This window comes from Bradyrhizobium elkanii WSM2783 (assembly GCF_000472865.1).
GTDB classification, from domain to species: Bacteria; Pseudomonadota; Alphaproteobacteria; order Rhizobiales; family Xanthobacteraceae; genus Bradyrhizobium; species Bradyrhizobium elkanii_A.
On the sequence record NZ_AXAP01000004.1, the window covers coordinates 156049 to 167721 of the forward strand.

General features: G+C 62.3%; 10 protein-coding genes and 1 pseudogene. 2 read left to right on the forward strand and 9 right to left on the reverse strand.

All coding sequences use genetic code 11. The annotated features are described in order from the left end of the window. Positions 1-48: 48 nt before the first annotated feature. From YY7_RS0106130 to YY7_RS0106155, 6 genes are all read right to left on the reverse strand, one after another. Positions 49-1293 carry an arsenic transporter gene (locus tag YY7_RS0106130; protein ID WP_028162456.1) on the reverse strand — a complete coding sequence of 415 codons (1245 nt, stop codon included), beginning with the start codon at positions 1291-1293 and terminating at the stop codon, positions 49-51. Between the two features lie 29 nt (positions 1294-1322). Next, positions 1323-2609: an MFS transporter gene (locus tag YY7_RS0106135; protein ID WP_028162457.1), complete on the reverse strand. Its 1287-nt coding sequence runs from the start codon at positions 2607-2609 to the stop codon at positions 1323-1325. 54 nt (positions 2610-2663) lie between these two features. Further along, positions 2664-3284 (reverse strand): hypothetical protein, encoded by a 621-nt coding sequence (locus YY7_RS0106140; protein ID WP_028162458.1) that lies wholly within the window; start codon positions 3282-3284, stop codon positions 2664-2666. Positions 3285-3330: 46 nt separating this feature from the next. Further along, the gene (locus YY7_RS0106145; RefSeq protein ID WP_433994490.1) at positions 3331-4038 is read right to left on the reverse strand and encodes a hypothetical protein; all 708 of its coding nucleotides are present in this window, start codon (positions 4036-4038) and stop codon (positions 3331-3333) included. A gap of 117 nt (positions 4039-4155) precedes the next feature. Beyond that, positions 4156-5523 (reverse strand): sigma-54-dependent transcriptional regulator, encoded by a 1368-nt coding sequence (locus YY7_RS0106150; RefSeq protein WP_028162460.1) that lies wholly within the window; start codon positions 5521-5523, stop codon positions 4156-4158. Beyond that, complete coding sequence (locus tag YY7_RS0106155; RefSeq protein ID WP_028162461.1) at positions 5508-6962, reverse strand: sensor histidine kinase; 1455 nt, start codon at positions 6960-6962, stop codon at positions 5508-5510. Before YY7_RS0106155 ends, YY7_RS0106150 begins: the two co-directional genes overlap by 16 nt. 62 nt (positions 6963-7024) lie before the next feature. On the opposite strand from YY7_RS0106155, the pseudogene YY7_RS62975 reads away from it, so the two are divergent. Continuing rightward, positions 7025-7343: pseudogene (locus YY7_RS62975) on the forward strand (SOS response-associated peptidase); the annotation flags it as partial. A gap of 96 nt (positions 7344-7439) precedes the next feature. After that, positions 7440-8243 carry a hypothetical protein gene (locus YY7_RS0106165; RefSeq protein ID WP_155255058.1) on the forward strand — a complete coding sequence of 268 codons (804 nt, stop codon included), beginning with the start codon at positions 7440-7442 and terminating at the stop codon, positions 8241-8243. Between the two features lie 236 nt (positions 8244-8479). Here the strand turns inward: YY7_RS0106165 and YY7_RS0106170 are convergent, their stop codons facing one another. Genes YY7_RS0106170 through YY7_RS0106180 form a run of 3 tightly spaced genes read right to left on the reverse strand, consistent with a single transcriptional unit; the run spans position 8480 to position 11499 of the window. Further along, a complete protein-coding gene (locus YY7_RS0106170; protein ID WP_028162463.1) occupies positions 8480-8914 on the reverse strand; it encodes a hypothetical protein in 435 nt (144 codons plus the stop codon). Between the two features lie 18 nt (positions 8915-8932). After that, positions 8933-9808, reverse strand: coding sequence for a DUF2950 domain-containing protein (locus YY7_RS0106175; protein ID WP_433994491.1), 876 nt, complete (start codon positions 9806-9808; stop codon positions 8933-8935). A gap of 56 nt (positions 9809-9864) precedes the next feature. Then, the gene (locus tag YY7_RS0106180) at positions 9865-11499 is read right to left on the reverse strand and encodes a DUF3300 domain-containing protein (RefSeq protein ID WP_028162465.1); all 1635 of its coding nucleotides are present in this window, start codon (positions 11497-11499) and stop codon (positions 9865-9867) included. Positions 11500-11673 lie beyond the last annotated feature (174 nt).

The window sequence follows — 11673 nt, forward strand, 5'->3', positions numbered from 1 at the left end:
GATCCAGATTTGTCTCGTTCGAGCGAGTAAGCGATCTGGATGAGATCCTCACCAGATCGCGGCCGCGAGCGCCGCGAGCAATGCGGGCGGCGTCACCAGCACACCAATTTTCAGGAAGCGCCAGGCACTGACGTCGACCTTTTCCCGCCGCAACGCCACCAGCCACAGGATCGTTGCGAGCGATCCAGTCACCGAGAGATTGGGCCCGAGATCGACGCCGATCAGCATGGCGCTCAAAACCTGCGCCGGGAGGTGGTCGACCGAGCCCGCAACGAGGCCTACGGGAAGGTTATTGGCGATGTTGTCGGCGATCGAGGCGACGATTCCGGCGCTCCAGGCGGCCTCAGTCGGCGATCTCTCGATTCCGGCCTGCAGAAGCGCATTGAGATGGTCAATCGCGCCGCTCTTCAGCAGCGCTTCCACCATCACGAACAGTCCCGCGACCAATGGCAGCACGCTCCAGGAAATGCCTTTCATCACCCGCCGGGGCGACTGGCGGCTGAGCGCGAGCACTGCCGTAGCCGTGACGAGACCGCAAATGAAGGTCGGCAATCCCAATTGCACGTCGAGTGCCGAAGCCGTCAGGAGTACGACGCCGATCGCGGCGATGCCGATTGCGGTGAGCCTGCCGCCGCGGCCGAGCCTGGGATGTGGCACGCGGCTCGCGATGGTCCCTTCAGCGAGCGCGTGGCGCTGGCTGAGGCACAGCACGACATAGGTCACGACAATTGCGGCAACCGAAGGCAGCGCGAACTGGCGCAGCCATTCAAATAGATGCGGCATGCGTTCGCCGAACACAACAAGATTGGCGGGATTGGAGATCGGCAGCACGAAGCTCGCGGCGTTGGCAGTGAAGGCGCATGCGAACAGATAGGGCAGCGGATTTGCGCCGGCGGCGCGGGTCGCGGCGTAGACAGCTGGCGTCAATACGATGGCCGTGGCGTCATTGGAGAGGAAGCTGGTGACGAGAATGCCGACGGCATAAACCAGAAGAAACAGCAGCTGCGGCGAGCCGCGCGCATGTTCGACCGCAAAAGCGGCAAGGTAGTCGAACAGGCCTTCACAACGAGCGAGCTCCGCGGTGAGCATCATGCCGGTCAGGAAGAAATATACATCGAGGCCCTTGGCGATACCGCGCAGCGCTTCGCTTGCGGTCAGGAGGTTGCAAAGCACCAGCGCGACCGCGCCCGCCACCGCCCAGACCGCCTCGGGCAGGCGAAAGGGCCTGATGATAACGCCGGCGGTTGCCGGGATAATGATGCTCCAAGTCAGAAGCGATTCGTGCGGCGACATCGCCCTCGTCTCCAAAAGAAGGCCGAAAATCATCCCGCCGCGATACTGGAGGTCGGCGGGATCGTCTTCGCCGTTTGTCCCAAATCCGAACCCGAATGCACGCGCGTCTCCGGGAGCGCAAACCAGCAAACCGCAAAACCAACGCCCGCAACCGCGCCGAGCGTGAGGAAGGCCGCGCTGTAGCCTACCTTCACAACGACAAAGCCTGCGAGTGTGGTAGAGATTGCCGCTCCGACGCTTTGCGCGGTGATCATCGCGCCTTGCGCGACGTTGAAACGTCCAGTGTTTCGCATGAGGTCGGCGACGATCACGGGAAAGATCGCGCCGAGAATACCTGCCCCAATCCCATCCAGCAGCTGTACGGCAAGGAGCCAGTTCCTGTTGTCGGATAGCGTATAAAGCGCTCCGCGAAGGGGCAGTATTAAGAGCGCAGCGAGGAAGAAGCTTTTGTGGCCCCATCGGTCGGCCCGCGCTGCAACAAGCATCGCCATTGGCACCATCATTATTTGGGCCGCGACGATGCACGCCGACATCATGCTGGTGCCGAGATTCTTGTCCTGAAGCGCGAGCTTCTGCCCGACGAGCGGCAGCATCGCTGCATTCGAGAGATGAAAGAGCGTTACGCAAACCGCAAAGACCAGAAGCGGGCGGCACGTCAGGAGAATGCTAAGGCCTGCCGGCTGCTCGCGGACGCTGTCTGGATTTCTCCCATGTTTCTGCAGCCCACGCGCGAGGTCATGGTCGATCGCATCTTCTGGGAGCGCCAGCACACTAATTAGGCTTGCGATCGTCATCACGCCAAGCACATAGAATACGACCTGAGGCCCGAAAAAGTAGGCCGCGCCGCCCGCAACAGTCGCGGCCGCTGCGTTACCGGCGTGATTGAAACTTTCATTGCGGCCGACGCGGGCCGTGAAGGCGCGATGGCCCGCGACGCCAAGGGAAACGGCTGCTATCGTCGGCGGAAAGATCACGCCTGCCGCGTGCGCGACGCTCTGCGACAGAACAACCGGCCAGAAGCCTGCGCAGAGAGGCAGAATCAGCGAGGCGCAGGTGACAATCAGCGCTGCACACACCATCATTAAGCGCTTTGCTCTTGTCGCATCGACCAGCGCGCCGACCGGGGTCTGCGCAACGAGGCCGGCAAAACCAGCGATCGACATCACCACGCCGATGCTAGCTTCGTCCCATTTTTGCTCGGTTAGGAGATAGACGGCGAGATAGGGACCGAGCCCGTCGCGCACATCGGCCAGGAAGAAATTGGCGGCATCAAGGGCGCGGTTGGCACGTTGTCCTGATTTTGAATCGCTAGACATGTTCGGCCTCGACCCTTGACGTGATTCCGCCAATTCCTTTCAACACGATCCGCTTCAGGCGTGTGTGGCGCGATCGTGCTTGGGCTTTGCCTCGTGCTTGGGCCTCGGCTTGGCCTCCTTGATCGGACGAAGATCATGGCTGTTGGTGCCGATCTCCTTCGCATCCACGACGCGGCCGTGTTTGGTTTCGACGCCCTCGCCTCTAACAGCGATCTTTGCGGCGGGCGCAAGAAGCTCGGCAACCTGTTCAGCCTCCTTCGGTCCGACACGGATGGTGGTGCCGTCGGCGAGCAGCGCGCCGCGGAGTTCGCCCTTCGGGCCGAACAACGGCAGCCGCACCGTTCCTTCGGCCAACATCTTCCTTTTCTCGAGCTTCGGATGTTTGTGATCGTGGTCCGGTCCTTGGTCCACGATACTTGCCCCGCTCGTGAGGGTAACCGCGATCGCCGCGATGAGATCGCCCTTGCGCGGCCGGACGCCGCGAACGCCGACCATGTCGCCGGCTTTCACTTGGCGAGTGAGTTCGGCCTCCATGTGCGGCGGCGTATGAACCAGGACAGGCGCCTGCGTCTCGCCATTCATGACGAAGCCGTCGATCGCGCCGTGGGGGGTGAGCAGGAAGCGTTCGACGGTTCCTTTGACTTCCGGCAGGCAATCGGGATCGATCCAGTGCATGTTGTTCTCCTCTGTAGTCTGTTGCTTCAGAAATTCGTTATTGGGGTCAACCGCGCGGCGGTGGCGGCAGAGGCGGACCGAAACGATCGGATCCACCCTTGGGGCCGCGCGGCGGACGCGGTCCGTCAAATTCGGTCATCTGGCCAGGTGAAGCGCCGATCGCCTGCACATCGACCACCCTACCGAGTGCGATGTCGAGCATCTCCCCGCGCACGGAAACCATCTGCCCGGGCAGCAGCCAGTCCGCAAATCGCTCGGCCTCTGGCGGGGGCAGTCGAAGCTGGGTGCCGTCGTCGAGCAGCGCGCCATTCACCTCGCCGCGCTTGCCGTGCAGCGCCGCGACGATCCGGCCGCTGATGGCCTGCTGCATGCCGCCGCGATCGGGGCCGCGCGGTAGTCCATTGTCGGCCACGCTCCTGCCCGTTGCGACATTGGTGACGGAAGCCGCATCAACGAGCGGAATCGCCCGGGCGCAAATGCCGCGAATCGAAACCTCATCGCCTGGCCGGATCGTATGGACGACCTGGGTGGAGAGATGTGGCGGCAACTTCACTTCCGTGCCGTCCGCAAGGATGAGCCCGTCAACGTCACCCCGCGGCGTCAACGTGTATTGCTTCACTCGGCCCAGCGATTCCGGCAGTTGAGACGAATCCCAAACTGAGCCGGGGGCTTGCGAATAGGCATCAGTACCGGCGCCGATGGACGTCGCGGCGAGGACCGCGCACGCAAGTGCGCGTCTTCGTGTCATTGTCATCTTCATGATCGAGCTCCTTCCGAATGACGAGCGAATCGCCAGTGCGAAAGGTTCAGCAATGGGCATGCCAAAGCCGAAGTGCTTGTTTGTGAAGGTGTTAGCGGGAAGTGAAGTTGTTCAGTTGTCGTCTTTTCTGACGGCGCGCGTCGGATTTTCTGACGCATCGCTGCCTGTGAGGCCGTAACGCTGCATCTTCGTGTAGAGAAGCTGGCGGTTAATGTTGAGGCGCCGCGCCGCTTCGGCGCGGTTGCCGCCGCAGGCGTCCAGCGCCTTGCGGATCATCGCTTCTTCAAGCTGCGCCACCGCCGCCGGCAAATCACTCTCCGGAAGCGCTGTCGGAATTGGGTGATCCTGCGCTGCGCCGGTGTCGATATCGTCGGCGCCGATGGTGTGGCTTCTGGTCAGCACACAAGCCCGTTCGATGACGTTTCGCAGTTGCCTGACATTGCCGGGCCAGTTGTAGCGCGTCAGCTTGTCGATTGCGCCACTACTGAGCTGCTTCATCGGTTGTCCCGAAGAGACCGACAATGAAAGGAAGTGCTGGGCGAGCGGAACGATATCGGATGGCCGGTCGCGTAGCGGCGGGATCGCGATGGGAACGACATTGAGGCGGTAGTAGAGGTCTTCGCGAAACTCGCCGGCCGCCACCAGCGTTGGCAAGTCGCGGTGGGTTGCGGTCACGACCCGTGCCGTGGTCCGGATCGGCTTGCCGCCGACCGGCGTGATCATCCGCTCCTGCAGCACTCGCAGGATCTTTGCTTGCAGCCCAGGCGGCATGTCGCCGATCTCGTCGAGAAACAGCGTGCCGTTGTTGGCCTCGCGGAAGGCGCCGGTGCGGTCGCTGGTCGCGCCCGTGAACGAGCCCTTCACATGCCCGAACAATTCGCTTTCGAGCAGGTCTGGCGGGATTGCGGCGCAGTTGACGGCTATGAAAGGGCTGTCCTTGCGCTGGCTGTGCAGATGCAATGCGCGCGCCACCAGCTCTTTGCCGGTTCCGGTTTCGCCGAGGATGAGAACCGTCGACTGGCTGTCGGCAGCGAGCCCGATGGCCTTCTGCACACGCCGCATTCCCTCGCTCGATCCGATCAAGGTATCGAGGCTGCCTTTGCTTGCAGTGGCGACCGGCCGCCGCCGCGACGGCAGGCGCTCCAAGAGAGCTTTCAGCTCATCGCGTCCGATCGGCTTCGTGAGATGGTCGAAGGCACCGAGCCGCATGGCTTCGATGGTATTTTCGGCGCTCGCAAAGGCGGTCAGCACCACCACGGCTGGTGGGCTCTCGTGCGAGCGGATGCGGCGCAGTACCTCGATGCCATCCATGCCAGGCATCTTGAGATCGAGCAGCACTGCGTCCACCGTCTCGGACAGCGCGGCGAGACCTTCGCGCCCCGATGAGGCCGTTTGCGGCGTGTGGCCGAGATCGCTCAATGCCTCCGCGAGACCCTCGCGCAGGGCCGCGTCGTCATCGACAATCAGGACGTTTGCCATGGCACCTCGATCTCAAACCTCGCGCCGCGCTCGGTGCGCGCAAGCCGCGCTTCCCCATGATGAGCACGCGCGATTTCCCGTACTATAGCAAGCCCAAGCCCGGTTCCCTCGGAGCGCGCAGTTGCGAACGGCTCGAACAGACGCTCGCGCATCTCTTCGCTCACCCCTGCACCACTATCGGTCACGGACAGCAACAACTTATCCTGTTGCCTGAGAGCGTCGACGACGATGCGTCCGCCAGCGAGCGTGTTCTGGATGGCGTTGAGAATCAGATTGTCAAGAGCCCGCTGCATCTGGGAGGGGTCAAAGCGAGGCAACGGGCTGGTCGGCTCGGGCGTTCCCATCTCCAAGGACAAGCCGTTGGCAGCCGCCAATTCCTGGTGGGGCTCGATCGTACTTTCTAGAAAAGACACAAGTTCGACATCTATCGGCTTGGGCTCGCCGGCCTGAGTCATTTGCAGCAGATTGCGGAGCAGCGCATCCAACCGTGCGACCTGCGTGAGGATCGCTTCCAGTGCGATCTTCTTGCGAGCGTCATCGCTCGCAGCCAGCGCGTTTTCCGCCTTAAGTCGCATAGCCGCGATGGGATTGCGTATCTCGTGCGCAAGTCCTGCCGATAACCGCCCGACGGCCGCAAGGCGCTCGGCCGTACTTGCGCGGCGCCGCTCCAGCGCGAGCCGTTCGCCGGTCTGGTTCAGCGCATCGACCAGCCGGTCGAGCTCCTGCTCGCCAGTGCGCGGAAGCTTTGGAAGGTCGACAGACCGGCTGTCGCTCTTGCCCAGCGCTTTCTCCAGCGCCCCGATCTTCCGCGACCATGAGAACAGCACGCGCGCGAGCCAGATGGCCGAACCGAAAATGGTCAGTGCGAGCACAAGCAGCCCTGCCAGCAACTGCGTGTAAGCCGGGCCCTCGGCGGTGAAGGCGCGCGTCATGGTCCAGGCTGTGGTGCCTTGCAGTGGTCCGCGCAGCGGGCAAGCGTGCACCAGAAGTACCTGCGAACGCGCCGGCTGCCGCCGGCCGGCCGGCCGGCCGGAACGCACGGCTTCGGCGTTGACTTCACGGATTGTGTTCAGTTCAGCGGCGGGAAGATCAGTCTTCGGACCGGTACCCTCATAGGAAGGGAAGGCGTAAGCGAGCGAGCCTGCATCAGCTTGCCAGATGCCGCCTTCGACACCGATAGCGCTGGAGAGAGCGACCTGAACCAGCGTCGTGAGGTCTTGCTTTAGCCTATCGTCGATCCGCCCTCCAGTCCAACCGGAGACGAAGAATTGGTAGCGGTCGGCGATTTCTCGACAGGCCCGCGCGGCCAGTTCCTCAGAGCGCGCAACACGCGCGTTGGCTGTCTGCTGAAAGGACTCGAACAGAAGATAGCCAGTCGCCACTCCCGACAAGACCAGCATTATCCAGAGTGCAAGCAGTCGCGACCAAAGAGATCGCATCGAAAGTTCTCACGCAGTTAAACAGCTCTGATCTTATACGAATCTCAAGATAGCGCTATTGACCGCTGACGGTCTTCGCGGGGATCTGGACCGAGTTCAGAGGTGGCCGCGGCACAAAGTCAAAGCCGATCACGGGTCCGCACCTCGTCTACGGCTTCCTCACCACCACCGAGCCGAACGCGATTGTCGCGCCGATCCACTCCAAGGCGACGCCGGTGATCTTGACGACGGACGGTGGGCGCAACGTGTGGCTGCGCCCACCGTGGGAGGAGGCGAAGGCGTTGCAACGGCCGCTGCCGGATGATGCTTCTGAAGATCGCGCTGCGCGGCCCCGACAAGAAAGATAGAGCGGCCGCGTCGTCCTCGCCGGGCTGGTGCTGAAGTTATCCGCATTGCGCTGGGGAGGCGGGTCATATTGCCGAGCCGCCACAGAATTGCTCGGTTTGGTTGTATACGCTAGACCGTCGGGAGGCGCCGTTGGGGATCACGCTACAGAAGCTAGAGGAACTGCGTGGGCGGGGCTTGTTTGCGGCTGGCTGTCGCGTTCTCGATATCGGATCATCCAATCTGTATTCAGCAGACCGGGATGGATTGCGATCCTTCCTCGCCTGCTACGGGGTGAGCCCCGACGACGCGTCCATCAACCAGATATCGAACGGCTCGGGCTATGGATCGGCCGGAGGAGCAAACCAAAGCTTTATCGGCGAAGTCCTTGAGAAGGCAGGCCTGACCTATCTCTCTTTCGACATTGCGAACGGGTACCGCACTAGGATCTTCGATCTAAACACGGAAAGAATTCCCGACGATCTGATGAGTTCGTTCGACACGGTGCTTAATTTCGGCACTACAGAACATGTCTTCGACCAGCTCAACGCCTTTCGAGTGATCCACGACGCTACCAAAGTCGGCGGCTATATCGTTCACGATTTGCCGATGTCCGGCTATGTCGATCACGGCTATTTCTGCTACACGCCGCGCTTCCTGTTCGATCTTTCGGGCCATAACGAATATGAGATGATCGATTTCGCCTACCAGGGTCCCGTCGCAGGCAACGACATTTATGGCATCGTTCGCGACTATACAGCCTACTTTCCAGCGCTGGCCAACAAGCTGCCCGAATACAGGACGGATTTTTGGTCGCGGCTGAATCGCAAGCTCAAGCGCAAGTTACCAGAGGTCAGGCCGGACAACATCTCGTTGTATCTTGTTCTCCGCAAGATGAAAGAGGGGCCCCTGAAAATGCCGTATGACACCAGCACGTCGGTACATGTCGCGGCCTGAATAAGACTAAATCTAAACTAACCGCCATATGCGACTCTGATACCGCGGTTGATCCGATGCCGCCTTCGGGTGATCTGGTCCTGAGTGTTATCCGGCGTAGGCTCCGAACGCTAGCCGACGTTCCTAAGCGCGTGAGTCGCTTCGCGCGCCATTCCCGCACGAATGTCCGCTCATTGTCATAGGCAAAGAAGCTTAGCTTGAGCGGATAACTGTCGCGCTTCCCCGATACTCATAGCTCACTTCAGCGAAATCCTGATCCCGCTGAGGTTGGCGGCGAACTCCATCCCCGCTTTCGGTCCCTTCAAGACGAGCACGACGCCGTTCTCGTTTCTCAAGTTGACGCCGCCGGCGCCGCCAACCAGAGCACCACCGGCGCCGACCGCGCTATAGGTGCCGGCGAAGTCGCTCACGTCAGCTATGCCGGATGCCCAACCTTCCAGCCGGCTGACGGATGCGCCGGCGGTAACGCCGAGGCTGAGGCCGGAGACCCGGAACGGATAGTTGCGGCCGCGATATGTCAGGACGCCGGTGCCGCCGCCGGCGCCGACCAGCAGGCCCGCTTTCGCGAAATGGACCCGCACGTAGCCCGGCGCTTGCGCTTGCGATGACGTTACCGGAAATACGAAGGCGAGCAGCGCGATCACCGCAAGACGAATTGCAGATGGCTCCATTGCAATGTTTCCGCGTTTTCAGGGATTCGTCGCGTCCACCTTCTTCCACGTCTGGTCCGGATCGAACAGATAGGTGCGCTTGGCGATGACCGCCGTGCGTTCGCCGAGATCCTTCTGATAAACGGTGCCCGCGTGGTTGACCATGAAGGTCATGACACCTGAATTGCCATACTCTGCGGGATAGGCGATCAGTCCGAAGCCGCCGATCATCTTGCCCTTGACGACATAATTCACGGCTCCACCGGGCGCATTGGGCCCCTGTCCTTTCAGGATTCGGAAGTAGTAGCCGTGGTAGGGCGCGCTGCCCTCCGCGCCAGCCTTATAGCCTTCCGTTGCCGCCTGCGCCGCGAGCTCACCGAGGGGACTTTGGTCGCGATCGTCGCGCCAGAACAGGCCATCCTTCTTGCCGGGAGTGCTGACAATCCGTTGCGCATAGAGCCCGGCGCCGTCGCCGGTGCGATCCTTGTCCGCATACTCGTTCTCGGCATCGACAAAGGCGAGCGCGGTTTGAATGACATCGATCTCGTTGCGTCCGATGCGGCGATACAGGATCTCGAGGCGACCCGCGGCGGAATCAAACTCCCAGCCATCCCTGTTGTTGACCAGGGGGATCGGGAACGGGAAGTCATCCGCGCCCAGGATGAGCGTTGCCTTCTTGTTTCCTTCCGCCTTGATCGAATGCTTGGCTTCATACGCGGACAGGAAGCGTTCACGCGTCTCGGCGTCGGCGACATCATCGCCTGATGCGATGATGTCCTTGGCGTCCTTGCCGAGAACCTTCAGCACGGCTCTCTTCTCGCCGGTCTTGACGGCGGCAGCCAGCGCGGCCGCGGCGTCCTCCGGCGAAGGATAGGCCTGTTGCGCGTGAGCCGATGTGATCGGGAATGCCAGCATGATAACGGTGGCGACAGCGGCCGCGGGGCGGGCCAACCGGAGCGACTGAACGATCGTCATGGTGTTGGCTCCGATGCTGTGGGAATCCGCGCGCCGGCGGCAAGCCAGTCGCCGTAGGTCCGGAATTTCAATCCGAGCTTGTCGTAGTAGACCCTGAGATAGCCGTCGCTACCGCGCGTGACAGCTTCCGGCATGATGCCCTGCACTTCCTGCGCCATCACACCGACATAGGACTTGTTGCTGCCGAGATAGCTGAAGCGGTAGTAGCCAAGACCGTTGGCGAGGTGGCCGAGCAGCACGACGTCATGCTTTAGCGCGATATCGGAGCGCCGTCCGCCGCCACCACGGAAGCCCCCGCCGCCTCCGCCACGGAAGCCTCCACCGCCACCGCGAATCGCGGCGCCCTGGAAACCACCGCCCCCGCGGCCGGCTAAGGCAACAGCGCCTCCCGCCCGTCCGGCAAAGCTTGCCTGGCCTCGGGCGGCCTGCAGATTGGCAGCCCTGCCGGATGACACATTTTTGAAGGCGGTGTCGCGGCCGCCGCCGCCACGCGCCGCATTGCGACCGCGGTCAGCAGCCCCCGCACGAGCACCACCTGCTTTGGCGCGATCGGCCGCGGCTGGGCGATTGGCGCGATCTCCGCCGGGACGATCACGAGAGGCGCCGCCCTCGCGGCCGCGATCACCAGCGCGATCTCCGACCCGATCGCCACCGCCCGGCCGATCCTGTCCCGGACGCAGCACCTGCTCGCCGCCGCGGCCACGGAAATCCATCCGGTTGGCGCTTCCCGCCTTCAGGTTGTTGTTGCCGAAACGCTGCTGCACATTGGCGTTGTTGTACCGTACGCCTTGCCGATGCGCCGGGTTGTGCTGCCAATTGTTTCCGACGTTGGTGACCCTGTTGTAGTGGTTGACGTAGAGGTTGCGGTTGCCCCAATTGAATCCGCCACCCCAATAATTGCCCCAGCGGCCGATGGCCCAGGCGGTACTGAAGGCAAGGCCCGCTGCGATCACGCCCGCGCCGATATAGGATGGGTAGCCGAAGTAATAGGGCGGATAGGCCGCATACGGCCAGGTTCCGTAGACGGTGGCCGGATCATAATAGGGAACGTACATCGTATTGGGATCAGCCGACTCGATGACGATCACCTGCTTGTTGTCCTGGGTCTGCACGCTGACCTTCTGCTGCTTGGTCGTCACCAGCTTGTTGTTGGCCTGGGCTTTGGCGCGCAGGCGCTGGACCGCGTCCATCACATCAGGCTGCTGCGCGAGCACGGCATCGCCGAGATTCTTGGTCCAGTCGATCTTGTCGCTCATCATCGAAAGAACCGCTGCGGTGCTGACCAGGGCTTTCACGCTGTCGTCCCAAGGCTGCTTGTCGACCTCGTTCTTCAGAGCATCGCCCTTCAGGTTCTTGTGCGAGGTCACCCAACGGTCGGCCTGCACGATCTCCAGCGGATAGGTCGACGCCGCGAGCACGTTCGCCAGGAGGTCGTCGGGATAGAGTGCAATCGGCGCGACCAGCGCCTCGAGCTGTTCAGGCTTCAACAATTGTTCGCTCGGCGCAGCCTGTGACGCCCCCTGCGGCTGACCGCCCTGATCAGGCGGAGAACTGGTCGCCTGCGCACAGGCCGCGACGGGAGCCAACATAAACAGTGCGAGCGCGAGCAAGATCCTGCCGCAACGAGACATCACAACCTCCATGAGCCTCACATGCTGCAAGCATCAGTCCAGGGCATGCGCGTCTCTTGATCGAGATCAAAGAAACCAAGCGCCGTTCATCTGGATAGCGAGATTGCTGCGACGCGACATGTTCGCGCGGACACCAGGATCGGGACCAACTCCCGGGGCAGACCGGTCGCGCCG

Bases quoted from the DNA above. Each gene is read 5' to 3' on its own strand.
- YY7_RS0106140 (WP_028162458.1), bottom strand. From the start codon at position 3,284: ATGCACTGGATCGATCCCGATTGCCTGCCGGAAGTCAAAGGAACCGTC.
- YY7_RS0106145 (WP_433994490.1), bottom strand. From the start codon at position 4,038: ATGACAATGACACGAAGACGCGCACTTGCGTGCGCGGTCCTCGCCGCG.
- YY7_RS0106175 (WP_433994491.1), bottom strand. From the start codon at position 9,808: ATGCTGGCATTCCCGATCACATCGGCTCACGCGCAACAGGCCTATCCT.
- YY7_RS0106130 (WP_028162456.1), bottom strand. From the start codon at position 1,293: ATGTCGCCGCACGAATCGCTTCTGACTTGGAGCATCATTATCCCGGCA.
- YY7_RS0106135 (WP_028162457.1), bottom strand. From the start codon at position 2,609: ATGTCTAGCGATTCAAAATCAGGACAACGTGCCAACCGCGCCCTTGAT.
- YY7_RS0106170 (WP_028162463.1), bottom strand. From the start codon at position 8,914: ATGGAGCCATCTGCAATTCGTCTTGCGGTGATCGCGCTGCTCGCCTTC.
- YY7_RS0106155 (WP_028162461.1), bottom strand. From the start codon at position 6,962: ATGCGATCTCTTTGGTCGCGACTGCTTGCACTCTGGATAATGCTGGTC.
- YY7_RS0106150 (WP_028162460.1), bottom strand. From the start codon at position 5,523: ATGGCAAACGTCCTGATTGTCGATGACGACGCGGCCCTGCGCGAGGGT.
- YY7_RS0106180 (WP_028162465.1), bottom strand. From the start codon at position 11,499: ATGTCTCGTTGCGGCAGGATCTTGCTCGCGCTCGCACTGTTTATGTTG.